Source organism: Sulfitobacter sp. EE-36 (genome assembly GCF_000152605.1).
Taxonomy (GTDB): Bacteria; Pseudomonadota; Alphaproteobacteria; order Rhodobacterales; family Rhodobacteraceae; genus Sulfitobacter; species Sulfitobacter pontiacus.
In genome coordinates this window covers 1,439,816-1,464,702 of record NZ_CH959310.1, presented here as the reverse complement: position 1 = coordinate 1,464,702, position 24,887 = coordinate 1,439,816, and the positions used below count along the sequence as shown (strand labels likewise).

At 60.0% G+C, this 24,887-nt stretch carries 27 protein-coding genes, 1 tRNA gene and 1 pseudogene; 10 read left to right on the top strand and 19 right to left on the bottom strand.

Annotated elements, in window-relative coordinates; all coding sequences use genetic code 11:
• Window positions 1-3 precede the first annotated feature (3 nt).
• A complete protein-coding gene (locus EE36_RS09715) occupies window positions 4-1,185 on the bottom strand; it encodes an efflux RND transporter periplasmic adaptor subunit (RefSeq protein WP_005851763.1) in 1,182 nt (393 codons plus the stop codon).
• 78 nt (window positions 1,186-1,263) lie between these two features.
• Between EE36_RS09715 and EE36_RS17200 the strand changes: the two genes are divergently transcribed.
• A complete protein-coding gene (locus tag EE36_RS17200) occupies window positions 1,264-1,848 on the top strand; it encodes a TetR/AcrR family transcriptional regulator (protein WP_005851761.1) in 585 nt (194 codons plus the stop codon).
• Window positions 1,849-1,938: 90 nt separating this feature from the next.
• On the opposite strand, the gene EE36_RS09705 is transcribed toward EE36_RS17200, so the two are convergent.
• Window positions 1,939-2,436, bottom strand: a complete 498-nt coding sequence (locus tag EE36_RS09705) for a TetR/AcrR family transcriptional regulator (protein ID WP_005851760.1) — start codon at window positions 2,434-2,436, stop codon at window positions 1,939-1,941.
• A 319-nt stretch (window positions 2,437-2,755) separates the two neighbouring features.
• Between EE36_RS09705 and EE36_RS17320 the strand changes: the two are divergent.
• Window positions 2,756-3,099 (top strand): annotated as a pseudogene (locus EE36_RS17320) (IS3 family transposase); the annotation flags it as partial.
• A gap of 374 nt (window positions 3,100-3,473) precedes the next feature.
• Here EE36_RS17320 and EE36_RS09690 read toward each other — a convergent pair.
• Entirely contained in the window at window positions 3,474-4,040 is a 567-nt protein-coding gene (locus tag EE36_RS09690) for a 3'-5' exonuclease (RefSeq protein ID WP_005851754.1), read from the bottom strand.
• A complete protein-coding gene (locus EE36_RS09685; RefSeq protein ID WP_005851752.1) occupies window positions 4,040-4,648 on the bottom strand; it encodes a TetR/AcrR family transcriptional regulator in 609 nt (202 codons plus the stop codon). The genes EE36_RS09690 and EE36_RS09685 overlap by 1 nt, the downstream gene beginning before the upstream one ends.
• A 71-nt stretch (window positions 4,649-4,719) precedes the next feature.
• On the opposite strand from EE36_RS09685, the gene EE36_RS09680 reads away from it, so the two are divergent.
• A complete protein-coding gene (locus EE36_RS09680) occupies window positions 4,720-5,598 on the top strand; it encodes a haloalkane dehalogenase (protein ID WP_005851751.1) in 879 nt (292 codons plus the stop codon).
• A gap of 179 nt (window positions 5,599-5,777) precedes the next feature.
• A complete protein-coding gene (locus EE36_RS09675; RefSeq protein ID WP_005851749.1) occupies window positions 5,778-6,158 on the top strand; it encodes a hypothetical protein in 381 nt (126 codons plus the stop codon).
• Between the two features lie 11 nt (window positions 6,159-6,169).
• Here EE36_RS09675 and EE36_RS09670 read toward each other — a convergent pair whose 3' ends face one another.
• Window positions 6,170-6,772, bottom strand: coding sequence for a TetR/AcrR family transcriptional regulator (locus EE36_RS09670; RefSeq protein ID WP_039911774.1), 603 nt, complete (start codon window positions 6,770-6,772; stop codon window positions 6,170-6,172).
• Between the two features lie 144 nt (window positions 6,773-6,916).
• Between EE36_RS09670 and EE36_RS09665 the strand changes: the two genes are divergently transcribed.
• Window positions 6,917-7,381: a (2Fe-2S)-binding protein gene (locus tag EE36_RS09665; RefSeq protein WP_005851746.1), complete on the top strand. Its 465-nt coding sequence runs from the start codon at window positions 6,917-6,919 to the stop codon at window positions 7,379-7,381.
• 3 nt (window positions 7,382-7,384) lie between these two features.
• Window positions 7,385-9,574, top strand: coding sequence for a xanthine dehydrogenase family protein molybdopterin-binding subunit (locus tag EE36_RS09660; RefSeq protein WP_005851744.1), 2,190 nt, complete (start codon window positions 7,385-7,387; stop codon window positions 9,572-9,574).
• Window positions 9,575-10,145: 571 nt separating this feature from the next.
• Here EE36_RS09660 and EE36_RS09655 read toward each other — a convergent pair.
• The 6 genes from EE36_RS09655 to EE36_RS09630 all read right to left on the bottom strand — a co-directional run bounded on the left by EE36_RS09655 (window position 10,146) and on the right by EE36_RS09630 (window position 13,344).
• Window positions 10,146-10,220, bottom strand: a tRNA-Phe gene (locus tag EE36_RS09655).
• A gap of 102 nt (window positions 10,221-10,322) precedes the next feature.
• The gene (locus EE36_RS09650) at window positions 10,323-10,514 is read right to left on the bottom strand and encodes a DNA gyrase inhibitor YacG (protein WP_005851742.1); all 192 of its coding nucleotides are present in this window, start codon (window positions 10,512-10,514) and stop codon (window positions 10,323-10,325) included.
• Window positions 10,511-11,533: a ribonuclease E/G gene (locus EE36_RS09645; RefSeq protein ID WP_005851740.1), complete on the bottom strand. Its 1,023-nt coding sequence runs from the start codon at window positions 11,531-11,533 to the stop codon at window positions 10,511-10,513. The genes EE36_RS09650 and EE36_RS09645 overlap by 4 nt, the downstream gene beginning before the upstream one ends.
• A complete protein-coding gene (locus EE36_RS09640) occupies window positions 11,530-12,108 on the bottom strand; it encodes a nucleoside triphosphate pyrophosphatase (RefSeq protein WP_039911772.1) in 579 nt (192 codons plus the stop codon). The genes EE36_RS09645 and EE36_RS09640 overlap by 4 nt, the downstream gene beginning before the upstream one ends.
• Before the next feature lie 54 nt (window positions 12,109-12,162).
• The gene (gene infA, locus EE36_RS09635) at window positions 12,163-12,381 is read right to left on the bottom strand and encodes a translation initiation factor IF-1 (RefSeq protein WP_005851736.1); all 219 of its coding nucleotides are present in this window, start codon (window positions 12,379-12,381) and stop codon (window positions 12,163-12,165) included.
• 81 nt (window positions 12,382-12,462) lie between these two features.
• Window positions 12,463-13,344 (bottom strand): carbon-nitrogen hydrolase family protein, encoded by an 882-nt coding sequence (locus EE36_RS09630; RefSeq protein ID WP_005851734.1) that lies wholly within the window; start codon window positions 13,342-13,344, stop codon window positions 12,463-12,465.
• A 180-nt stretch (window positions 13,345-13,524) separates the two neighbouring features.
• Here EE36_RS09630 and EE36_RS09625 point away from each other — a divergent pair, with 180 nt between their 5' ends.
• Both EE36_RS09625 and EE36_RS09620 read left to right on the top strand, forming a co-directional pair.
• Window positions 13,525-14,490, top strand: a complete 966-nt coding sequence (locus EE36_RS09625) for a LysR family transcriptional regulator (RefSeq protein WP_005851732.1) — start codon at window positions 13,525-13,527, stop codon at window positions 14,488-14,490.
• 58 nt (window positions 14,491-14,548) lie between these two features.
• Window positions 14,549-15,262 (top strand): NAD-dependent deacylase, encoded by a 714-nt coding sequence (locus tag EE36_RS09620; RefSeq protein WP_005851730.1) that lies wholly within the window; start codon window positions 14,549-14,551, stop codon window positions 15,260-15,262.
• Between the two features lie 39 nt (window positions 15,263-15,301).
• Here the strand turns inward: EE36_RS09620 and EE36_RS09615 are convergent, their stop codons facing one another.
• The 3 genes from EE36_RS09615 to rpmB form a co-directional block, all read right to left on the bottom strand.
• Window positions 15,302-15,811: a copper chaperone PCu(A)C gene (locus tag EE36_RS09615; RefSeq protein WP_005851728.1), complete on the bottom strand. Its 510-nt coding sequence runs from the start codon at window positions 15,809-15,811 to the stop codon at window positions 15,302-15,304.
• A gap of 46 nt (window positions 15,812-15,857) precedes the next feature.
• Window positions 15,858-16,202, bottom strand: a complete 345-nt coding sequence (locus tag EE36_RS09610; RefSeq protein ID WP_005851726.1) for a hypothetical protein — start codon at window positions 16,200-16,202, stop codon at window positions 15,858-15,860.
• Between the two features lie 99 nt (window positions 16,203-16,301).
• A complete protein-coding gene (gene rpmB / locus EE36_RS09605) occupies window positions 16,302-16,601 on the bottom strand; it encodes a 50S ribosomal protein L28 (protein WP_005851725.1) in 300 nt (99 codons plus the stop codon).
• A gap of 188 nt (window positions 16,602-16,789) precedes the next feature.
• On the opposite strand from rpmB, the gene EE36_RS09600 reads away from it, so the two are divergent.
• Complete coding sequence (locus EE36_RS09600; protein ID WP_005851723.1) at window positions 16,790-17,485, top strand: phosphatidylcholine/phosphatidylserine synthase; 696 nt, start codon at window positions 16,790-16,792, stop codon at window positions 17,483-17,485.
• A gap of 42 nt (window positions 17,486-17,527) precedes the next feature.
• Here the strand turns inward: EE36_RS09600 and EE36_RS09595 are convergent, their stop codons facing one another.
• The 5 genes from EE36_RS09595 to EE36_RS09575 all read right to left on the bottom strand — a co-directional run bounded on the left by EE36_RS09595 (window position 17,528) and on the right by EE36_RS09575 (window position 23,997).
• Window positions 17,528-17,986, bottom strand: coding sequence for a methylated-DNA--[protein]-cysteine S-methyltransferase (locus EE36_RS09595; RefSeq protein WP_005851721.1), 459 nt, complete (start codon window positions 17,984-17,986; stop codon window positions 17,528-17,530).
• Window positions 17,987-18,019: 33 nt separating this feature from the next.
• Window positions 18,020-20,935: an isoleucine--tRNA ligase gene (gene ileS / locus EE36_RS09590; protein WP_005851719.1), complete on the bottom strand. Its 2,916-nt coding sequence runs from the start codon at window positions 20,933-20,935 to the stop codon at window positions 18,020-18,022.
• A gap of 196 nt (window positions 20,936-21,131) precedes the next feature.
• Entirely contained in the window at window positions 21,132-22,133 is a 1,002-nt protein-coding gene (locus tag EE36_RS09585; protein ID WP_005851716.1) for a YcjF family protein, read from the bottom strand.
• Window positions 22,133-22,588 carry a GNAT family N-acetyltransferase gene (locus EE36_RS09580; RefSeq protein WP_005851714.1) on the bottom strand — a complete coding sequence of 152 codons (456 nt, stop codon included), beginning with the start codon at window positions 22,586-22,588 and terminating at the stop codon, window positions 22,133-22,135. Before EE36_RS09580 ends, EE36_RS09585 begins: the two co-directional genes overlap by 1 nt.
• A complete protein-coding gene (locus EE36_RS09575) occupies window positions 22,585-23,997 on the bottom strand; it encodes a YcjX family protein (RefSeq protein ID WP_039911770.1) in 1,413 nt (470 codons plus the stop codon). The genes EE36_RS09580 and EE36_RS09575 overlap by 4 nt, the downstream gene beginning before the upstream one ends.
• A gap of 92 nt (window positions 23,998-24,089) precedes the next feature.
• Here EE36_RS09575 and truA point away from each other — a divergent pair, with 92 nt between their 5' ends.
• Complete coding sequence (gene truA / locus EE36_RS09570; RefSeq protein WP_005851709.1) at window positions 24,090-24,878, top strand: tRNA pseudouridine(38-40) synthase TruA; 789 nt, start codon at window positions 24,090-24,092, stop codon at window positions 24,876-24,878.
• The last annotated feature ends 9 nt before the right edge of the window (window positions 24,879-24,887 follow it).

Genomic DNA, 24,887 nt, shown 5'->3' with positions numbered 1-24,887 from the left:
AGATCAATCCTCCGCCGCGGGGGCAGCGATATCTCGAGAAACGCCATCCTCGTCGATCGTCACGGCCACGGGGCTAACCTCTTGCCCTGCGCGGACGGATGAAAGGCCGTCCACGACGAGCCGATCCCCATCGTTCAGCCCCTCACGCACGATCCATGCGTTCTGATAGGTACCGTCATCTTCGAGAGTCACCTGTTCGGCCTTGCCGTCTTCACCGATAACATACGCAGTCAGTTTGCCTGAGTTGCCACGCGTCGCTGCACGCTGCGGAACAAGGTAGGCTTGCATCGTGCCAAGCACGATTTCCCCCCGCACGAACATGCCGGGAAGGATAATGTGGTCAGGGTTGTCGAAGGTGAAACGGATGGTCACGGTTCCGGTGGAGGTCGAGACATTGTTACCCGGCGTGACCAACTGCCCGGTTCCACGATAGATGTCGCCGTTCTCTAACGTCAATGTCGCTTGAAGGGTGTCGTTTTGTTGCAGATCACCTTCGGCAATGGCGCTGCGTACCGACAGGATACGCGCGCTTGCCTCCATCATATCCACATAGATCGGATCTGAGGTGACGATGCTCGTCAAAGCGTCGGCCTGCCCAGCCGTGACCAAATCCCCAACCGAAACGGTTGATACATCCGCACGCCCGGCGATCGGGCTGGTCATCGTCGTCCACGACAGTTCGGTCTCGGCATATTCAACCGCCGCTTTGTTTGCATCAAGCGTGGCCTTTGCTTCGGCCAGACTGGCACGCGCCGCTTCGACCTCTGCCTCGGTGTAGCCGCGTCCGGAGAGTTGTTCGGCGCGGTCATAGGCCGCCTGCTTCACAGGCAGGTTGGCTTCGGCAGTGGCCAGATTGGCACGGGCTGTCGCGACAGCCGCGAGATAGGAGGCATCGTCGATCCGGAAAAGCGGGTCCCCGACCTCAAGCAATTGTCCGGGCGTGTAGAGGATCTCTTTGACCACACCGCCGACACGCGGGCGCACTTCGACGTCTTGAAACGCAACGGCCCGGCCCGGCGTGGTCACAATGCGTGGGATTTCCTGCATCTGCATGTCGATCACACCTACTTCAAGCGGCCCCGCGGGAGGCATGCCATCTGGAGGGCCGCCCTGCGCGCTCGCCATCGTGGCAGCCCCCGCGAACGCAAGCGCTGCGCCAAACATCTTCCAAACGCCGATTTTCATGTGCTTCTCGATCCTTGACTATCCAGCAGGTTTGATGCCTTGTAGGCAGTAGTTGCACAGTACGCAAGGAATTCAGACATGACACTTTCGTTACGAGAGCGAAGACGACAGCAGACGGCGCGTGACATTCAGCTGGCGACGCTGGATCTGGCCGTTAAAAAAGGGTTAGAGAATGTGACGACCGAGGAGATCGCTGCGACAACTGGCATCAGTACGCGGACTTTCTTTAACTACTATACCAACAAGGAAACGGCTGCGGTTGGGGCCCCGCCCCCCTTTTCGGAGGCTGCGAAAGAAGCGTTACGCAGCGGAAACGGCCCGCTCGCGGACGATCTCAAGATGTTCTTGGATCAACACTTCGCCGCGCTGACCAATGATGAACCTATTCTCAAGATGATCGGCACGGTTCTGCGTTCAAACGAAAAAGCGAGAGGTATTCTGCAAAGGTTCCTCATGATGGAGCGCAGAGAGCTTACAGAATGCCTGAGCCACCGCATCGAGCACTCCCAAGCCGCCGCCGCGCTCGCAAGCCACACTACCGAAGCAGTGGGCAGGGCGATCTTCCTCTGGGAGCACGGAGAAGGAATATCACTGAGTGCCGCGTTGGACACGGTTTGGGAAGGAACAATCGCCGCGGCGGCCCTGTTGACGCCGCCGTCCTGATTTTTCCAAGCGTTACGTTCGGGCACTTCGGGCGAAGGAGTTTGATTTCGGCGACAACCCTTTGCCGAAGGCAGTCCGGGTGCCGAACGATCAGGCGAAGGTTTCCGCCACTATTTCTTTCGCGAACCCAGCGTCCAACACCCCGCGGTTCAGCAAGCGATACCAGAACGCGCCATGTATCAAGGCCGACAGTGTCTCCACGTTCCGCCCCGGCGAAAGCTCTCCGCGGTCCTGCGCCCGGCGGAGCAAAGCGGTGATCAAAGCTCGTAGGGTGTCCCCGTCGATGCGCAAGTGTTCGAAAATACGGATCAGGAAATCTTCGAGCAAGGTCCGACAATCCTCTGCCCCGTCCCAAGAAGGTTCGGCGGCATAGGTGTTGCTCTGCTCAAAAACGGCTTCGAGGACAAGGTCAGCCTTCGTATTCCAGCGGTTGTAGAGCGTTTGGCGCGCCACGCCAGCCTGCTCGATGATTTCCGAAACCGAGATTTTCTCATAGCCCAGTTCCCGAACCAGACGTAAAGCCACAGCCTTCAATGCCGTGCTGGCGTCTTGATTTGCGGGCCGTCCGATTGGCTTTTTTCCTGACATGCACAGCCTGTTCATAGATGCAGAATAGTCCGTGATTGATCATCAGGCTGCCGTCCGCTAATTGAAAATAGACCGCCGTCTAATAATATCGCCGGAGCCGAGCTGTCACAGATTTCCCTTATCCCCAAACGGGCCTTTGCCGTTACCGCCACCTTGGGCCTTATGTCCCTCTTTCCCCCATTGGCCACCGATATGTACCTCGCCCCACTCGGTGAGCTCGCGGCCTCGATGAACGCCACCCATACGGCGGCTGAACTTTCGCTTTCGATTTTCTTCCTCGGCCTCTGTGTCGGGCAGATCCTCATTGGCCCATTGGCTGATACTGATCTGGGCGACACAAACGCGGCACCCAACAGACCTCGTGCTGCAAACCCTTCTGATGGCTGTCTGGCGACGCAAACCTAAGCGACGCGTCCTGATCCACACGGATCAAGGCTTGACGAATATAGGAGCTTCAACGCGGTCGCCGAAAGCTTCTTCAACCTGCTCAAACGGGAACGCGTCCGGCGTCGAACATATAAAACCCGCGAGCAGGCCAGACAGGACATCTTCGACTACATCGAAATGTTCTATAACCCGAAACGCAAACATGCCAGAAACGGTATGCTGTCGCCTGTCGACTTCGAAAACAGACAGTCCAATGTGAACCAAGAAGGTGTCTAGGAAACCAAGGGCCATGCACCTTGAGAGCAACTTTGCACTTGCAACAAATGACCGCTTCTCGCCGAAGATGTCGGTCGATACGAACGGCCCAAAGCCGACATTTTCCCAAGACCTTCGATGCGGCGGTTGCAGCACACATTGCCGACCTTTGCTGCAAGCGCAAAACGTGATGCGGGCCGAACTGACCCAACGCGGGACAAAGCTGCCACGTAGCCACTTAAACTGGATCTCCTCTCCGACACCCGGATGCTCGTGATGGGCGTGGCCTTGGATGGTAGTTCAAATGGTTTCGGTTCCGCTGAGCGTCGCCTTGGCGGACCCGAAATTATCGGAAGCTTTGGCTGGGGCTGAGGCAAACGGCGGGTGAGCCGCCCTTACAAAGGGAGTGACAGTTGCACGGGTTTGAACAGCCGGTGGTCTTTGGTCGTGGCCTGCGCCCGCAGAACCACCATCGCAGCGGCGCGGGCGTCTTCGCCTGCGTCATGGTGGTGAAAGTCAAGGTTCAGCACCTGTTTCAGGTTGGCCAGACCGTGGCCGCCGTTGCCCTTCAATTCGGGCCAAGCCCTGCGCGCGATGGTCACGCTGTCGTGCCATGTCAGACGTGGTCGCGGAAGGCCCTGCGCTTTGCACGCGGCGTTGATCGCATATTCATCGAACCTGCTGTGCTGCACCATCGGGTGGCGTGACAGCAACGGCCAGATTTGGGGCCAGATCTGAGCAAAGCTTCCGGCGCCGCGCACAGTCTCCGGCCCAATCCCGTGCAGGTCAACATTGAAGGGCGCGAACGGCATAAGCGGGTCGACATAGGTAGACCATGTAAGAATGCTGTCATCAAAGCCAACGCAGGCGATCCCGATCTGGCAAATACTGGCGCTGTCACCACAGGCGGTTTCGACATCCAGTGCAATGAACTGGAAATCACCTACGGGCAGAGGCAGCATCAATCCGGTGTTCCCCGAAGCCGGGCTTTCAACACAGCGATGAGCATGTCAGACGCCGCACGCAATTCCGCGACATCCCCTGTCAGACGGGAGTAAGACCAAATGCCCTGCACCGAGATCATGGTATAGCGCGCAAGCGCCTCGATTTCGGCATCACTCAATGAACCATGATCCCCATTCTCATGGGACAGCACCTTGCGAAAGCCTGCCGTCAGGCGATCGCTATGCACGCGTAGCTTTTGGCGGGTTTCCTGCGCATCTTCGGGGATCTGGGACAGTGTGTTGCCCACAAGGCATCCCTTACCAAAGCCGCCCGAGTCCTCGAAACGCGTCAGAAGGTTATCGAAATACTTTTGAATGCCCTCGATTCCCGCGCCTTCGGCCTCGACCGGGGCAAAGGCTGGAGTGACGACGGTGTCTTGGTACCTGTCGAGACAGGCATGGAACAGATCCTCCTTGCCGTCAAAATCGCTGTAGATTCCAGCTCGGCTCACGCCGGTTTCGCGCACCAGATCGCCCATGGAAACAACGTGGAAACCAGTCTTCCAGAACGTATTGAGCGCACTGTCCAACAGGTTTTCGCGGGATTGAGATTTCGTTCTTGGCATTTTTGACCTTGTTTTAGAATGATCGTTCTTCTACATCTTCCCCGGCTCAAACACAAGCCCGAGGTGCTCGCATGACTACGTCTTTCCGCGACAAAAAGAAATTTGCCACCGTCCATGGTAAGCAGATGGCCTATATCGAAGAAGGGACCGGCGATCCGATTGTCTTCCTGCATGGCAACCCGATGTCGTCCTATCTGTGGCGCAATGTGATGCCCCACCTTGCAGGCAAGGGACGCTTGATCGCGCCAGACCTGATTGGCATGGGCGATAGTGACAAGCTCGATAATTCTGGCCCGGACAGCTATACCTTCGTCGAACACCGCAAATATCTGTTTGCTTTGCTTGAACAATTGGGCGTCACCGACAACGTCACACTGGTCATCCATGACTGGGGTTCCGGTTTGGGTTTCCATTGGGCGCATACGCATCCCGAGGCCGTCAAAGGCATTGCCTTCATGGAAGCTATCGTCGAAACCCGTGATAGCTGGGACCAATTTCCCGACCGCGCCCGCGAAATGTTCCAAGCCCTACGCTCGCCTGCTGGCGAGGAGGTGGTTCTTGAAAAGAACGTCTTTGTCGAAGCGCTGGTGCCGGGTTCCATCCTGCGGGATTTGACCGAAGAAGAAATGAACGAATACCGCCGACCCTTCGCCAACGTGGGCGAAGATCGCCGCCCCACATTGACATGGCCGCGTCAGATCCCGATTGAAGGGCAGCCAGCGGATGTGACCGAAATCGTCGATGCCTATGTCGACTGGCTCGGCAAGACATCAATACCCAAGCTCTTCGTCAATGCGGACCCCGGCGTGTTGATCACGGGGGCGGTACGCGACCGTGTGCGCAGTTGGCCCAATATCACCGAAGTCACAGTGCCCGGATTGCACTTCATTCAGGAAGACTCCCCTGACGAGATCGGTGCAGCCGTCCGTGATTGGCACGCCAGCCTGTAACCCCACCGGTTGCGCCGGGCGCGGATCCCAATCGACCGCCGCAACAGTCGGCTTTCAAGGCAATGGCTCGGATGAGCCTGCAGCGGCGGCCGAGCTTGCCGCTGCAACTCTCGCGGCTGATTTGCCAAAATCATCCGCAGTTTTTTCCAAATAACTGAACGACACGAAGGGCCACTGGCATGTTCAAAAAATTCATCATCGGCACTGCGTTGCTGAACTTTCTCTTTGCGCCAATGATCATCGGGCAGGCTGTGCAAATGCCCAACCCTGCGAATTTCGTGTTTTCCTTCACGCTTGCGGGTTTCTTCATCATGGCCGCATCATTGTTGATCTGGGCAACCCGCGATCTTGTCGCGCGCGCACCCGTTGTGTTCTGGAGCGCTATATCGCGTTTGGCTGCAATCACGGCTGTGCTCTACGCCGTGCCAAACGGGTTGGCTGATCCGTCGCAATACGCCTTTGTATTGTTCGACGGCTTGGTCAGTTTGATCTATATCGTTGGATCTCTTCGCGTCACAGGTCGTTCGGTGCTGGATTTCCTGCTGTGGCGGATCGCATGAGACCTGATTGCTCAGGTGCCATATTGGTTCATCATCATATCAACCGACTGGTCAATCATGGCGTCCATTTCGTCAGGACTGACCAAGGGAGCCCCCAACATGAACGGCCAAAACGCCTTACCCTTCAACAACGATATGAATTCTTCGGCCGCTTGTCGGGGGTTTGAGATGGTCAGCACCCCGTCGGCGGCGGCCTCTTTGAACAACTGTTCAAATGACGCCGTATAGTCGACTTCATTCTGGATTTCCCTGACAAGTTCCGGATCCCGCAGGATCTCAGTCATCAACATCTTGTTGGCGTTCATGACTTCGGGCGACGTGTAAAGTCGCGCCTGCGCGCGGCCCATCTCAATCAGTTGCTCTCGGATATCCATGCCGGGCTGGTAGCTGACCTTCAGGTTGTCCGCGATGACCCTCCACTGGCGCAGCATCAGGGTTTGGAAGAGCACTTCCTTGCTTTCAAAATACCGATACACGGTGCGCTTGGACGCACCGGCCCGCTTGGAGATTCGGTCCATGCTGGCCGCAAGGAACCCATTCTCGCAGAATTCATCAAACGCGCCTTGCAGGATCGAGTCACGTTTATCTACCGAATTTTCAGCCACTTCACTCATTCTGTCGGTCTACACACCACATCCAGGAATTGCCAATTGTTTCGGCTTGGTAAACTTGCGGGTTTACCTGTGCCCCTCGACGCCATATAAGTACACCCACCAGTTTACCCACATTCCAATCGTATTGCCAGATGGAGATTGACCATGACTATCAAGCTAAAGATTAACGGGGCCGAACGCTCTGTCGAAGCAGAACCGGGCACACCATTGCTGTGGGTGATCCGGGACGAACTGAAGCTGACCGGCACCAAATTCGGCTGCGGCGTCGCGTCGTGCGGCGCTTGCACCGTGCATGTCGACGGCGAACCGACCCGGTCGTGCCAGACCTATATCGAAGACGTCGAAGGTGCCGAAGTTTCCACCATCGAAGCGATTGGCGATGACAAGATCGGTGCCGCGGTACAGCAAGCCTGGAAAGAGCTCGACGTGGTGCAATGCGGGTACTGCCAGTCTGGTCAGATCATGTCTGCGGTGGGCCTGTTGAAAGAAACGCCAAAGCCAACGCTGGAAGAGATTGACGCCTACATGGACGGCAATGCCTGCCGCTGTGCCACCTATCAACGTATCCGCGCCGGTATCCAGCGCGCCGCAGACATCGTGGAGGGCTAAGCCATGACCATCAACACATCCCGCCGCAGTTTCCTCAAAGGTGCAGGTGCGGCCGTTGCCGTTCTGGCCGTTGGAATTGACCCCAAGGGCGCGCTTGCCGCTTCGACGTCGGAGGCTGGCACAGCCATTACGCCCTTCGTAAAAATCTATGCCGATGGTACGGTTGCAGCCGTCATCAAGCACTTTGAAGGCGGGCAAGGCACCTCTACGGGCCTGTCCACGCTGATCGCGGAAGAGCTGAACATGGAGCTTAGCGATATCACCTTCGAAATGGCCCCTTCGGATACCGCCGTTTACAACAACCTGTTTTTTGGCGCGCTGCAGGGCACGGGCGGATCGACCGCGATGGCCAATTCGTTCATGCAATATCGCACCGCAGGCGCGGCCGCGCGTGACGTATTGTTGCAGGCCGCGGCCAAGGATTGGGACGTGGACACCTCTGAGCTGACACTTGCCAATGGCGTCATTTCAGGCGCGGGCAAAGAGGGCCAGATCGGTGAGTTTATCTCCACGGCTGCGCAGATCGCGGTGCCGGCCGAGCCCGTCCTGAAGGCCCCCGAAGACTGGACCCAGATCGGCAACACCCAAAAAGCGCGCCGCGACAGCCATGACAAGGTCAACGGCGAAGGCATCTATGGCATGGATATCCAACTGGATAACCAGATGGTTGCCGCAATCAAACGCATCCCGCAATACGGCGCAACTGTCGCGTCGTTCGACGATAGCGCCGCCAAGGACGTCACGGGATTTATCATGGCCAAGGCGCTGCCCAACGGCGCGGGTGTGGTGGCCTATGCCGAAAACACCTGGGCCGCGTTTCAAGCGCGTGACGCGATCGAGGTGGAGTGGGATCTGAGCAAGGCCGAAACCCGCAGCAGCGACGAGATCAAGCAACAACTGCTGGCAGCTGTGAACACTGACCCGCAGTGGCAGGCATCCGAAACGACATTGGATGCAACGACGGCCGCGCTGGAAGGGGCCGCTCAAGTCGTAGAGCGGGAATTCTTCCTGCCGATGCTGGCCCACGCAACGATGGAGCCCCTGTCGGCCACAATCGCGGCCACCGAAGACGGCGGCGTGATCATGTATGATGGCGCGCAGGGTCCAACCATGAACCACGCCACAATGCACCAGATCCTTGGCATCCCGATGGACAAGATTCAGGTCAAAACCCTTTATGCAGGCGGGTTCTTTGGCCGTCGCTTCAACGCGGGTGCGGACTATATCGTAGAAACGACACTCGCCTTTTCGATGACCGACCAGACCCGCCCGGTAAAGCTGGTCTGGTCCCGCGAAGATGACCTGTCTGGCGGCTGGTACCGCCCGGCCTATGCGCACAAGGTGCGTGTCGGTCTGGACGATGCGGGCAAGATTGTCGGCTGGGATCACCGCGTAGCGGGTCAATCCATTGCAAAAGATGGGCCATTTGACGCTTTCTATGTCAAAGACGGTGTGGACATTTCTTCGGTGGAAGGGACGGCAGAAAATCCCTATGCGATCCCCGGAATGCACATCGGCTTGACGGACGCGGCCCCTGCAACAACCGTCAACTATTGGCGTTCCGTCGGTCACAGCCATAACGCCTATGTCATGGAAACCATGATGGATGTGGCTGCCGCAGCAGCGGGTCAGGATCCCGTCAGCTTCCGTCTTGCGTATTTGCCCGGCGACACAGTCGATCAAAAACGCAAAGCTGACGTCCTGAAACTGGCTGCCGAGAATGCCGGGTTTGGCAAGCCGTTGCCCGACGGGCATTTCCACGGTGTGGCGGTGCACAAATCCTTTGGTACCTACTGTGCGCAGATCTGCGAAATCTCGATCGACGAAGATGACGATGTTCAGATCGAGAAATACACCGCCGCCGTCGACTGTGGCGTCGCGGTGAACCCCGATGTCATCAAAGCCCAGGTCGAAGGGGCGATCGGCTTTGGCCTCGGTCACATCATGCGCGATCAGATCACGCTGGATGGCGGCGTCGTAGTGCAGCAAAACTTTCCCGACTACGAACCGCTGCGGATGCGCGACATCAAGGCCATTGAGGTGCATATCGTCAAGACAAACGAAGCACCCTCAGGCATTGGTGAACCGGGCACACCGCCGGCGGGTCCAGCGCTCGCCAACGCAATCGCAGCCTCCGGGCGTGATCTGGTGACCCACCTGCCGATGATCGAAAACGGTGTAGATTTCGCCTGACGACCCTTTAGACCGCCGCAGCCATAGGGGTGCGGCGGTCTCTCAATACCGGCTCCACAATCGTGCGTGCGACACTGCTTCCTGTGCGGTTCAGAGTTCGGTCTACCGGCTGGCCATAAATGCGCCACCACTGAGTGCCTGCTTCTGGCTGTATTTCAACGGCGGCTTCCAAGATGCTCTGCCATAGAAGCGCAATTGCAGCGAACTTCCGCAATCCGCCCTACCTACCGCAATACGTAAGCGCCCCATAAGAGACATTCGTCACTGCAATCGGTGCCGCACTGACCAATGACGGGATCCAAGAGCCGCCGGAAATGATCCGCGCCGCTCGCATCACCGATAAAACATGGCATCCTTCGCGCATCGTTCTCGGAAGGGCTGGCACTATCGAACCTACTTAGCAGCATCATTTCGAAAGGCGACCATACAACCCCTTATTTTCCGCAATAGCAGGCTCGGAAACCGTAGCGTCCTGTAGAAATTTCTGTAGCAAATCAGGCCTCTCAAAGGGAGGAACGCCGCGAGATACGCTTATTTCCTTGGGACAATCAGCTATATTCAGAGATTTAAATGGTGCCCAGGGGCGGAATCGAACCACCGACACGAGGATTTTCAATCCACTGCTCTACCCCTGAGCTACCCGGGCACCGGAGACCACCGTAGTGGTCGGGTGTGCGGGTTCTAGGAGTTTGCGGCGGGGGTGTCCAGAGGGTTTTGCCATGTTTGGCAAAGGTTTTTTCGGAAAATTCTAATGCGGCTTGTCGGGGGCGTTCAAAGCGGCCTCGGTGGCTTCGATTGCGGCCTCGATATCCTCGGGGTCGCGGCTGGGGGTCGCGTAGCTGCCGTTCAGCCACTTGGCCAGATCCACGTCAGCGCAGCGCCCCGAACAGAAGGGGCGATACTTGGGAGAGCTTTCGCGGTCGCAGATCGGGCAGGTCACTTCAGCACCTCGGCCAAAGGCATACGGGCGCGTTTGCGTTGCAGTTCGTAGTGGCCCAAGGGGGTCCAGCCGACCAGCGTCGTTTCCACGTCATCGGCGCGGAAGGCCTGGCGCAACGCGGTCTCGAACGGGCGGCGATCTTTTTTGGGCATGGGCGCAAGGTCAAGCGTGATCTGCCCGCCCAACCCGCGCAGACGCAGGGCACGGGGCAAGGCGCGGGCACAGGCCATATTCGCTTTGATCCCGGCAGCAAGGGACACGTCCGCACCGGTGTTCACATCAACGGCCACCAACGCACGGGTAGGTTCCACAAACATAAAGGCACCACCGTCAAGCGCGACGCGCGGCTGCGAGAGGCTGTCGACAGTGTCCAACACGCCATGGGTTTCAAAACCACCGGGGTCGGTCACGACGTCGGCGGGCTCGACCCAGTCGCGCCAAGCCAGAATATGCGGACCATCGCCTTCGGACAGAACCTCCATGTCGGTGGATGGGTCGTCCAATACCTTGTCCGCCAGCGCCAACATCGCGTCGATATCATCGGCGATGTCATCGGCATCCGCGCCAGCGCAAGAGGACCGGAGAATCAGGCCATGTGCGGCCCCGTCGGACGCTTCGTGCGCGATTTCGAGCAGCCGGTCCCGTTCCTCCTCGTCGCGGATACTGCGCGAGATATTGGTGCCGGGTGCGCCCGGCGTCACGATGGCATAGCGGCTTTTGAACAGCAGCTTCTGGGTGACGGGAACGGCCTTGCCGGGTTCAGCATAGCCGGATACCTGCACAAGAATGGGTTGCCCCGGTGCGAGCCCCTTGATCTGGCGCAGAAACGCAGAGCCGTCGGGCGTTTTCAGGAACATCCCCCCCTGCCCCTTGACCGGACGATCCGCGATGGCGCGGTAGATCGTGCCGGGGCGCGGGCCGTCGCTGTCGATCAGAAGGTCATCCAGCTTGCCGTCCACGATCAGCGCGGCGGCTTCGATGTCGCCAAAATGGTCCAGAACGATCGTACGGCCCTTCATGAGGTCTCTCCTGCGAAAACATATCCTGCAGCACGCAGCAGGTTTGCGGTTTCGGCCAGTGGCAGGCCGACAATGCCGGTGAATGATCCGCTGATCCACGGGATAAGGGCACCAGCCGGGCCCTGAATACCATAGCCGCCAGCTTTGCCCTGCCAGTCACCGGTTGCCAGATAGGCCGTGATCTCGGTGTCCGACAGTCGTTTCATGCGGACGGTGCTGACCACATCGCGCTGCCACAGCTTGTCGCCGCGCTTGACCGCGACTGCCGTGATAACCTTGTGGCGACGCCCCGACATGAGGCGCAGGAAACGGATCGTCTCTGCTTCATCCGCAGGCTTGCCCAGGATTCGTCGCCCCACCGCAACGGTGGTATCGGCACATAGCACGATATCATCGGCCCCCGCCTGCACGGCGGCGGCTTTTTCACGGGCCATACGCGCACAATAGGGGCGCGGCAGTTCGGCGGTATGGGGGGTTTCATCGATATCGGGCGCGCGAATATCGTCAGGCACAACGCCGATTTGCGCCAGCAATTCCTTGCGGCGCGGACTTCCTGATCCGAGGATAAAACTCATATGCGATCCTAGATCGCTGCCCGAAAACCACTAGGTGATTCTCGGAAAAGCGTATTATTTAAAGCGGTAATTGATCCGGCCTTTGCTCAGATCATAGGGGGTCATTTCCACCTGTACCTTATCGCCAGCCAGAACACGGATGCGGTTCTTGCGCATCTTTCCTGCCGTATGTGCGATGATCTCATGGCCGTTTTCAAGCTCGACCCGGAACGTCGCGTTCGGCAGAAGTTCTTTCACGATACCGGGGAATTCGAGCGTGTCTTCCTTGGCCATGGTCTCTCCTTGAACACTTTGCCCTGCAATTTCAGGACGCAGGCTTAAATGGGCGCAATTTTCCCTTTTTTCAAGGGGTATTCACATCAAAGGCACGTTTATGGCCGTTGCGTCACGCCCAAACTGATCCTCCCAGTGGTTTCGGTTCAAAACCACCCCGTCTGCACGCACGCGGCTGATCTGGGCGATGTCGACCTCGGCGAAGGTCCAGCCGGGCACGTTGATCTCTGCGGCGGCAAGGACTCCGGTGGATGGAAAGCCCACATCCGGCGGGCAAAAGATGCCGCCCGCCCCGTAAGATGTGCCAAGCGCCTCTGACCAATCCGCAGGGCCGATGCAGGATGACATGGCCGTAACGCATTGATTTTCCAGCGCACGCGCCATGGATCCGATACGGACACGCCAATAGCCTGCCAGCGCCTCGGTCACGCTCGGCACGGCGATGATGTCACAATCGGCAAGAGCACGGCCCAGCAGGGGAAACTCGCTATCATAGCAGATGAGGATACTGATCTTGCCCAATGTGGTCTCGAAGATGCGCAGAGGCTCCCCGCCGACCACGCCCCAGACCTCGCGTTCGAATCGGGTCATGATCTGCTTGTCCTGCACCCCGATTTGACCTGAAGGGGTGATCAGGCGTGCGCGGTTCACCGGACGGGCAGCGGCAGGCGTCACCGCGGGCCCCGATGCCGCAACGATATGCACGCCATATTCCGCCGCCAGTTTTTGATGCGCCGCATCCGCATCCGCCAACCGGTCAGAGACTGCAAACAGCGACGCCTCAAGATTGCCCGCCACGTCGAGGCCGGCGAGCGTCGCCAGTTCCATCGCGCCATATTCGGGGAAAACCAACAGCTCTGCCCCGCTGGCGGCCGCCGTCGCGACCCAGCCTGCAAGCTTGTCTTCATATTGCGCCCAGCTGGTCAGGACATCCAGCGGGTATGCGGCGGTTGCGATTTTCATGGGGCCTCCGGTGCGTGGTTTCCCTTATGGTGCGCCGCGCGTAGCCAAGCTTCAAGTACCACCACCCCACCCCAGGGCTCATTTCACTTTTGTGAAACTATGGGCGCATGATCCGCGACAAGCTTGCCAATTTATCGGGCGTGCTTCACAAAACTGGAAAGAACGAAGGGGGCGAGCACCATGATCAAAAAGGGCATCACCCTGCGCGGTATAGAGGTATTCGAGGCGTTGGCCAGCCGTGGTTCGGTTGCACAGGCCGCCGCGCTGACAGGGTTAAGCCAACCCGCCGTGAGCCAGCAGATCAGCAACCTCGAAGCCGCCATGGGCACCGCCCTGATCGACCATAGCACACGCCCCATGCGTCTGACCGCGGCGGGCGAAAGCTTTCTGCGGCACAGTGGCGCGGCGCTGACCCATATCCGGCTCGCGCAATCCGAGCTGACGGTCATGGATCTTGCCAATCTCAGCGACCTGAGCCTTGGCGTGATCGACGACTTTGACAACGATGTCACGCCGCGTCTGGCGACCCTACTGGCCGACAGTATGGCGGGCTGTCGCTTTCGCATGGTAACCGACGGCAGCAAGGGGCTGATCCAGTCGGTGCAGGACAAATCGCTTCATGTCGCCATTGCGGCCACCAGTGGGGATGCAAAAAGCGGGCTGATCGAAATTCCTCTGGCCCGCGATCCCTTTGTTATCGTCACCCCGGCAAGCTTTGACGGCGACAGCGCCGCGCTGATGACGGGGCGATCCGGCCTGCCCTTCGTTAAGTACGCGGCGGACCAGTTGATCGCCGACCAGATCAACAACCATCTGACGCGCAGCAATATCACCCTGACCTCGCAATTCGAGATCGGCAGCCATCTCGCCCTGATGGCGATGGTGGCACGGGGTATCGGCTGGGCCATCACGACGCCCTTCGGCTATTGCCGCGCAGAGCGGTTTCACCAGCAGCTTGCGGTGCACCCGCTCCCCACGCCCGGATTAACGCGACAGATCTCGCTGTTTGCGGGGTCAGACTGGACGGGGCCGGTGCCGCAGAATATTGCCGACACGATGCGGCAACTGCTTCGGTCCCACATGATCGCGCCAACGGTGACGCAGTTGCCGTGGCTTTCTTCCAGCTTCGAGGCGTTAGAGGGCTGACCGCTTGCGCAAAAGCTGCGCGGCTGGTTCACTTGGCGCGTAAAACAAAGGGGCTGACATGAGCAAGATCGTCATTCTGACCGGCGCGGGCATTTCTGCGGAAAGCGGCATTGATACCTTCCGCGCCGAAGACGGGCTTTGGGCGCAGCACCGGGTCGAGGACGTCGCCACCCCTGAAGGCTTTGCCCGCGATCCGCAACTGGTTGTCGATTTCTATAACGGTCGCCGCAAACAGGCGGCAGAGGTAGCACCGAACGCGGCGCATCAAGCGCTGGCCAGACTGCAGGCAAATTATGCCGGACAGGTGGTGATTGTGACGCAGAATGTCGATGATCTGCACGAACAGGGCGGCGCGCGGGTGATCCATATGCACGGCGCGCTGAATTCAGCGCTCTGCGCTGCCTGCGACCACCGTTGGCCCGCACCTATAGTCATGGCCGTCGGTGATCCCTGCCCCGCCTGCAATGCCGCAGCCGCGCGGCCCGACATCGTGTGGTTCGGCGAAATGCCCTATGACATGGACGAGATTTTTGACCATCTGGCCGAGGCCGATATCTTTGCAGCCATCGGTACCTCTGGCAACGTCTACCCCGCCGCCGGTTTCGTGGCAGAGGCGCGGCGCAACGGGGCCCATACGGTAGAGCTGAACCTCGAACGTTCTGCCGTGGGGAACCAGTTCGCCGAACACCGCACCGGTCCGGCGACACGTGTGGTCACCGATTGGGTGGAGCAACTCTTGGGCAGCCCCCCCCAGCAGCGGCCCGCGTTTTAACACAGATCGGGCCGCTACCATTCATGGGGGCGAAAAGGCTCAGTCTTTCGGCATCTCGTGACCGGTGTGATCCATATCACCGTGGTCATGCTTCATCTTGCCATGGTTCGGCTTGCGGTCCTGATCGACCATCACCTCGATCTCGACCGCACCGGCTTTTTCGAACTCAAGTGTGACGGGCACCATCGCGCCCTGCTCCAGCGGGCCTTTCAGGCCCATAAACATCAGGTGATCGCCGCCGCGTTTGAAGGCGTGCATGTCATCCGCCGCAATGGCCACGCCGCCTTCGATCTCGCCCATCCGCATGACGCCATTGTCGTCAGAGGTGTGGGTATGCAATTCGACCTTGTCAGCCACGTCGGAGGACGCCCCGATCAAGCGGTCATCCGCGCCAGAGTGGTTCATCACCACCATAAACGCCGCACCGGAGGTGGATTTCGCGGTCGAGCTGCGGATGTAGGCGTCATCCACCATGATGCCCTCGGCAGCGAGAGGGGCGGAAAAGAGAAACAATGCGCAGACAGCGCGGGTCAGCAAAGCAGGGGTCATTGGTATATCCTGTCGTCATATTCAAAATGTCTGTGAAGGGTGTGGCTCAGACAGCGACAGGCGGGGCCCTTGGGTCGTGGCGCGTTTTACGTCGCGGCACATCGGCAGTCAGGACATGCACCGCCGGCGCGACAAAGGTCACGATCCGCATCGGTGCGGCCGCCAGAACCACCGCGCCTGCCATTGCAACGTTAAGTGCCGAATCGGGGCAGATATGCGGGGCAGACGTCGGCTTGCCCTGCGCATCCACATAAATCGCCACAGGGCCCGCACCGGTGCACAGCACTATCTGCCCCGTCGCCGCAGAGGCCCCGCGCGCGACAGCCATGCTTTGACCCGTGAGGGCCAGCATCAACGCCAGGACCAAAGCTGAAAGGGAACGCAGGGTCATGAACCGCACCCTAGACGAAGCGCTTGAAAAAGCACCAGCCCAAAACGACGCAGCCCCGGCCAAGGGCCAGGGCTACAACATCGTAACGATTGGAAAGTCTTACGACAGCGCTTCGGCTGTGGCGCTGGACTTTGCAATTGCTTTCTTAACTTTCAACGCGTTGACGGACAGTTCAGTGTCCTTTGCCTTCGCCATGAACTTGTCCAAGCCACCGCGGTGGTCAACAGTGCGCAAAGCAGCTGCCGAGATGCGGAACTTGAAACCGCGGCCCAGTGCTTCGGACTGCAGGGTGACATCGTTCAGGTTTGGCAAGAACCGACGACGTGTACGGTTCTTGGCGTGGCTTACGTTGTTGCCCGTCATCGGGCCTTTTCCGGTCAATTCGCAAACGCGCGACATGGGTCTATCCTTTTGCTGCGGGGCATTTCCGGCGATCCGGTGCAATACCCATATGGGCCGCGCTACGGCAAACCCTGAAATTGGTTTGCTGGCTTTAGGCGGAATCGCGAGCGGGGTCAACCCAAGCCTGCGCGGCAACACACGCTTTTCCTTTTGCATCCGTCGAAAAGATTTGTCATCTGTCGCATATGAATATTCATTCCCGTGCCCTTCTTGTCCATCTGTTCACTGCGACGGGTGCGATTTTCGCCATGCTGGCCATGCTTGCGGCCGCCGACGAACGCTGGGATATGATGTTTCTCTGGCTGGTTGTCGCCTTCTTTGTCGACGGGATCGACGGGCCGCTGGCGCGTAAATACGACGTAAAGACCAATGCGCCCGAATTCGACGGCGTGCTGCTTGATCTGATCATCGATTATCTCACCTATGTATTCATTCCGGCCTTTGCGTTATTCCATTCCGGCCTCATGGACGGGTGGAGCGGTTGGGTCATGATCATCATCGTCACCTTCGCCAGCGCCATGTATTTCTGCGACACACGCATGAAAACCAAGGATAACTCCTTCTGGGGCTTCCCCGGATGCTGGAACATGCTGGTGCTGGTGCTCTTTGCCCTGTCGCCGCCATGGTGGGTGTCGCTGGTGCTTGTCACGGTCTTGGCCATTACCATGTTCGCCCCGCTGAAATTCGTGCATCCCGTCCGGACAGAGCGTTGGCGCATGGTCACCCTGCCCATGGCATTGGGCTGGACGTTCTTTGCCGGTTGGGCCGCGTGGGTCGATTTTCACCCGCAAAGCTGGGCCCATTGGGGCCTGATCATCACCAGCGTCTATCTGATGTTTGCCGGTGTCGCGCAGCAGTATCTTTACGACCGCAACGCCTGATAGAGGCGCGCAGGGCCAAAGCAGCGGCACGAAACCTCTAAACTAGATCAGCAGCCCTGCCGCCCCTTCGTGGCGTAGCAGGGCGACCTTGGTCTCTACCCCGCCAGCACCCGAGTATCCGGTCAGCCCCTTGGCCCCCATCACACGGTGGCACGGTACAATGACAGGTACAGGATTCTGCCCGCAGGCCTGCCCCACCACTTGCGCCGGGATCGCCAGTTTGGTCGCGATGTTACCGTAGGTCACTGTATCGCCAAAGGGGATCGCCGACATCTCGGCGCAGACCGCTTGCAACGTGGCACTTCCGCCAATGCGCAGTGGCAAAGTGAACTGTCTCAGCCGCCCGGCATCATAGGCGCGCAGCTGCGCCTCTGCCTCATCCAGCAGTGCGCTTTTGTCTTGGTGTAGGGTATCCTGCCCCCAATGCAGGTGGGTAATCGCGCCCGCATCCTCGGTCACGACCAAGGTGCCAAAGCGCGTGGGAATGCTGCGCCGCTTCACCCGAGTTTCCGGATCAAGCGGCGCGGCGTCATCTTAGGACACAGCCTCGTCACACCGGGCACAAACGCCCGCGTGATCATGGGTGCCGACATCCGGCAGTACTTTCCAGCAGCGTGCGCATTTCTCGCCCGACGCTTTCTCGAACACCACGGCAACGCCGTCGGTCTCTGGCATACGGAACGCCTCTGCCGGGGCGTCATCGCCGGTGATGGCGATCTGCGAGGTGATGCAAACGTCTTCGAACGCAACGCTTTCAAGCGCCGCCCGCTGAGCGTCATCGGCAACAAACACCATAGGTGCGGCCTCAAGCGAGGCCCCGATGACCTTCTCGACCCGCTGCACTTCCAACGCCGAGGTCACAACCCGCCGCGCGGCACGCACCTTGGCCCATTTCGCTGCCAGATCGGCATCCAGCCACGCCTTGGGCGTTTCAGGGATATCCGTCAGGTGAACCGAGCTTTCGTCGCCGGGGAACCGTTCAAGCCAGACTTCTTCCATGGTGAACACCAGCACAGGGGCCAGCCATGTCGTCAGACGGTGGAACAGGATATCCAGCACCGTGCGCGCAGCACGGCGGCGCAACGTGTCGCCGTCGCAATACAGCGCATCCTTACGCACGTCGAAATAGAACGCGGACAGATCAACCGTGGCAAAGGTGAACACCGCCTGGAACACGCCTTGGAAGTCGTAGCGCGCATAGCCTTCGCGCACGATCTGATCCAGCTCTGCCACACGGTGCAGCACCCAGCGTTCAAGCTCTGGCATCTCCGCGGGGTCGGTCCGGTCAGCATCGGTAAAGTCCGATAGCGCGCCCAGCATATAGCGCATGGTGTTGCGCAGACGGCGGTAGCTGTCGGCGGTGCCTTTCAGGATTTCCGGCCCGATCCGCTGGTCCGCAGTGTAATCGGTCTGCGCCACCCACAGACGCAGGATATCTGCGCCGTATTGCTGCACGACCTTTTCAGGAACGATGGTGTTGCCGATGGATTTGGACATCTTCATGCCCTTCTCATCCAGCGTGAACCCATGCGTCACCACGTTACGATAAGGCGCGCGGCCTGTGGTGCCCACGGATTGCAGCAGCGACGAATGGAACCAACCGCGGTGCTGGTCCGTACCTTCCATATAGACATCCGCGATACCGTCTTCCGAGCCATCCTCACGGTCGCGCAGAACGAAGGCGTGGGTTGAACCGGAATCGAACCACACGTCCAGAATGTCGAATACTTGGGTATAGTCGTCGGGGTTCACGATGCCGCCAAGGAACCGCTCTTTCGCGCCATCTTCGTACCAGACATCCGCACCGTCAGCCTCGAACGCCTCGACGATGCGCTGGTTGACCTCTGGGTTACGCAGCAAGAAGTCTTCATCCGTTGGCAGCGCGCCATTCTTGGTAAAGCAAGTCAGCGGCACACCCCAGGCCCGTTGACGCGACAGCACCCAGTCGGGGCGTGCCTCCATCATCGAGTGCAGACGGTTGCGGCCCTTTTTGGGCACCCAGTTGACGTTGTCGATCTCCGTCAGGGCGCGTTCACGGATGGTCTTGCCGAATGTGTCCTGCCCGTCACCAACGGGCCGGTCGATCGCGGCGAACCACTGTGGCGTGTTGCGGTAGATGACCGGAGCCTTGGAGCGCCAGGAATGCGGATAGCTGTGCTTGATCTTGCCACGCGCCAGCAGCCCGCCGACCTCGACCAGCTTGTTGATCACGGCCGTGTTGGCGTCGCCTTCCTTGCCGTTGGGTTTGAGGATCTTCTTGCCGCCAAAAAACGGCAGATCGGCGCGGAAAGACCCGTCTTCGACCACGTTATAGGTGATCACCTGATCCAGCATCCCCAGACCGCGGTAAAGTTCATATTCCTCAAGACCATGCGACGGCGCACAATGGACAAAGCCCGTGCCTTCGGTGTCGGTCACGAAATCAGCGGCGCGGAAGTCGCGCAGATCGTCCCATTCGCCATTGCTGCCTTCGGCCCCCGCCAGCGGGTGCTGCAGCTTGATCTTTGCCAGCTCGTCCTGCGTCACATCTCGCAAACGGCGCACCATCGTGTCGTCCAGACGCGCACGCCCGAACACATCCATCGCCATGCTGTCCGACAGCAGATAGCGATCACCGATAGTGACCCAGGATTCCTCGGGGCGGCCGGTGACTTCGTACAGACCGTAAGAGATATCTTCGCCATAGACGACGGCCTTGTTGGACGGCATGGTCCAGGGCGTCGTGGTCCAGATCACGACGTGCGCGCCGTCAAGGGTGGCGTCATCCGTGCCAACAACCTTGAACTTCACCCAGATCGTAAAGCTTTCCTTGTCGTGGTATTCCACCTCGGCCTCGGCCAGCGCGGTCTTTTCAACCGGCGACCACATCACGGGTTTGGAGCCTTGATAGAGCGTGCCGTTCATCAGGAACTTCATGAATTCTTCGGCGATCACACGTTCCGCGTGGAAATCCATCGTCAGATAGGGGTCTGCCCAGTTGCCGGTGATGCCCAGACGTTTGAATTCCTCGCGCTGCACATCGACCCAGCCGGCGGCGAACTTGCGGCATTCGGCGCGGAAATCGTTGATCGGCACATCGTCCTTGTCGCGGCCCTTCTGGCGGTACTGCTCTTCGATCTTCCATTCGATGGGCAGACCGTGGCAATCCCAACCGGGGATATAGCGCGCGTCAAAGCCCATCATCTGGTGCGACCGCACGATCATGTCCTTGATCGTCTTGTTCAGCGCGTGGCCGATATGCAGGTTGCCATTCGCATAGGGCGGGCCGTCGTGCAGCGTAAAGGGCTTGCGCCCCTGCTTTTCGCGCAGGCGGTCATAGACGCCGATCTTTTCCCACCGCTCCAGCCATTCGGGTTCGCGTTTGGGCAGGCCCGCGCGCATCGGGAAATCGGTTTTTGGCAGGTTCAGCGTGGATTTATAGTCAAGCGTTTCGGGGGTGTCGGCGCACATGGCGGGCGTCCTTTGGCAACGGTATTTCGGAATGGTGAATGTTCGGATGCGGTGCGAAAAACTCAAGCACCTCTGCCCGGCGTCTCGTCAATCAGAGCGCCGGGAAAATAATTCGAATAATGATCGCGGAGTTCCGGGTCATATGCAGCCTTATAGGCCGCAGCAGATCGACCGACAAGCCCCCTCGCCCCGGCATCTAGCTGCCTTTGGAAAACAGCCCCGACAGCGCGCGTTTGATGATGCTACGCACCTTGGGGCGGCGGGGTTCAGAGAACGGCATGGGGCGACAAACCTCCATCGCGGCGACGCCAACGCGGGCAGTCAACGCACCATTCACCAGCCCTTCGCCAAAGCGGCGCGACAGTTTCGCCAGCATCGTTCCACCAAGGATCGGTTCCAGCATGTCGTCGCCCACAGCCACGGCCCCTGTCGCCACCAGATGCGACAGCACCACCCGCGTCAAACGCCATGAGCCAAAGAAGCCCGAGCGCCCGCCGTATATCTCGGCCACGCGGCGGATCATGCGCAGGTTGCTGGTCATCGCCGCGACCACATCGGCAAGCGCCAGGGGCACCAGCGCCGTCACCGTCGCGACCTGACGGGCCGCCGCCTCGACCTCGCGGCTGGCGGCGATGTCGAGAGGGCCTAATAGCTCTGCCTCGGTCAGGGCCAGCAAGGTCTGCGCATCCAACTGATCACCGCGCAGCTCTGCCAGACGGTCGCGGCCCCAACGGGTATCCTCGCGGCCCTGATACAGGCCGACCAGCCGGTCCGTCACAGCCCGCGCGGCTTTCAGATCATTCTGCGCCAGCGCCTCGCCCACATCGTGATGCAAACCGTCAAGCCGCGCCAAACGGCTAAACGCCGCCAATTCGCGCAGACAGAGCAGTACCAGAACCAGCAGCACCGCACCAATAAGCACCGTCATCGCCATTCCCAACAGCGGATAACTCGCCAGCAGCCCCATGATAAAGTTCCACGCGGCAATGGACACCAGCGCGCCGACCAGCGTGGTCAGCAACCACCAGAACAGACGCACCAGCTTAGACGGCTTGCGCGCGGCCAGCCGTGCCGCGATCTGCATCGCCTGCCCTTGCGGCGCGGGTGTCCCCACATCGGGCACCGGCGGCGCATCCGATACCGAAGGCCGCGCGGTTGTGTCTTCTTCAAGATCAAATAGCACCGGACCCTTGGCCATCACGCCGCCCCTTTCATCCACTCAAACCGCACATCGGGTAGCCCGAAATCATTGCCTGCCCCGTCGCTGCGCGCCACCTCAATAAAGCCCGCGGCACGGTAGAACCGCGACGCACGCAGGTTCGCCTCGAAACTCCACAGCGCGAGCCGATCGCTTTGCGCCTTGGCCCCGTTCAGCAAACGCTGCGCGATGCCTTTGCCTTGGGCCTTGGGGTGCAGATACAGCCCGTGAATCTCGGCCGCACGCCGTGCCAGAAAGCCCACAACATGCCCCTCGGTCCGCGCCACCTGCACCCAGCCCACGTCGATCATGTCACCCAGGGTGCCGATCTCTTCTGCGCGGCTGTGGGCCTGAGGCAGCCAATCGTGATCTGCATTGGCACAGGCCATCACCTCTGACAGGCGACCGGCATCGAGCACCCGCGCGGGTGCGATGGTCACATCGTCACCGGTCACAGACGATCCCCGATCAGGAATTCCGCCGCGCGGTCCAGACGGATATGCGGCGGCCCGTCACCGGGGCGCAGGTTCAGCCGAGCAGGCGCAAAACGCATGATCTGATAATCCTGATCCAGCCATTTTTCCGCCCCCGCCCGCGCCGGGCTTAGAAGATGTGCCGGGTCTTTGGGCAGTTCACCGGGATAGAACGCGGCCTCTTTGCCGGTATCCAGAAGGCTGCCGCGCACGACCTCTAGGGTTTCGCCGTTGTGCGTCATTGTGGCTTCGGTGGTAGCACGCAAAGACGCCAGCGACATGGCCGATGTCTGAGCCCCCGCAAAGCGCGCGCGGTCGCGGGCATCCCGTGTCAGCGCTTCCATGATCGCGGTGAGGCTGGCGTGCTGACTGTGGTGCAAATGGTCGGCCTTGGTCGCGGCAAAGAGGATTTTCTCGACCCGTTTGCCGCGCAAAAGCTGCGTCAGAAATCCGTTGCGTCCGGGTTTGAAGCTGCCAAGGATATCGCTCATGGCAGCGCGCAGATCCTCGACCGCACGGGGGCCCTGATTGATCGCGCCAAGCGCATCCACCAGCACGACCTGCCGGTCGATCCGCGCAAAGTGATCGCGAAAGAACGGTTTGACCACCTGCCGCTTATACGCCTCGAACCGCCGCGCCATCTCGCGTAGCAGTGACCCGCGCGGCCCCTCGCCGCCCGGCAGGGGCGCAAAGGTCAGCACCGGCGATCCGGCCAGATCACCGGGCAGCAGGAACCGCCCCGGTGTGCAGTCGGAATAGCCATTCGCACGTGCCGTTTGCAGATACTCGGCAAAGCTGGCGGCCAGCGCTTGGGCCACGGGTTCGTCCAATGCCGCCTCGGGGTCGGTCGCCTCCACCAGCGCGCGGTAGCCCGCGGCCTCTTCGCGGTTGGCGATCCGCGCCAGCACCTGCGCCGACCACGTGGCATAATTCACATCCATCAGCGCCAGATCCAGCAGCCATTCGCCGGGGTAATCCACGATATCCAGATGCACCGTGCGCGGCCCCTGAAACCCCGCAAGCAAGCCGTTTGGCCGCACCCGCAAGGACAGGCGCAGTTCCGATATGGCGCGGGTGCTGTCGGGCCAATGCGGCGTGGGCCCCGTCAGCGCGGCAAGGTGGTTTTCATATTCGAACCGCGGCACGGTATCGTCGGGCTGCGGCTGCAAGAACGCCGCCTCGATCCGCCCTTCGGAGGCCGCAAGCAGCCCCGGCATCCGCCCGCGATCCAGCAGGTTCGCCACAAGCGAGGTGATAAAGACGGTCTTGCCGGAGCGCGCCAAACCGGTCACGCCCAGACGGATCACAGGCTCGAAAAACGTCTCGGATACGCCGTCCTGCACATTTTCCACCTGCCGCCAAATGCCATCGGCAATTCTTGAGAGTACCAAAGCCCGTGCCCGCCTTCACCTGTCGTTACGCTCTAACATAGGCACGCGGGTCAGGGATTGCCAGATGGGCACCCTCAGGGTAAACGCCCGCCATGCAACGCTATGCCCTGAAAATCGAATACCACGGCGCACCTTTTGTCGGCTGGCAACGCCAGATCGACCTTGCGTCGGTCCAAGGCGCGATAGAGGACGCTTTGGCCAAGATCGAACCGCGCGCCCATAACATCGCCGCCGCAGGGCGCACCGACGCCGGTGTCCACGCGCTGGCGCAGGTCGCCCATTGCGATATGGAACGTGACTGGACCCCGTTCCGCCTGTCCGAGGCGATCAACTATCATTTGAAACCACTGCCCATTGCGATCGTCGATTGCGTCGCGGTGGATGATGACTTTCACGCCCGTTTTTCCGCGCTCGAACGCCGGTATCTGTTTCGTGTGCTGGTACGCCGCCCACCGGCGACACATCAGGCGGGGCTGGTCTGGCAGGTCAAGAAGCCGCTGGACATCGACCGCATGCGCGAGGCCGCGACCCATCTGATCGGCGAGCATGATTTCACCACCTTCCGCTCGACCATCTGTCAGGCGCAAACGCCGGTCAAAACGCTGGACCGCGTGGATATGACAGAGCATCCCGTCGGCGGCGGTGTCGAGGTGCAGTTCGACGTGCGCGCGCGGTCTTTCCTGCACAATCAGGTGCGCAGCATCGTGGGCACGCTTGAACGCGTCGGGGCCGGATCATTCGCGCCCGACGATGTGAAACAGATGCTCGCTGCGCGGGACCGTCAAGCCTGCGGCCCCGTCGCCCCGCCGCAGGGTCTGTATCTGTCGCATGTCACCTACGAGACAGATCCTTTCGCGCAATCGTCCCTGCGCCGTGGCTAAACCAGCGCC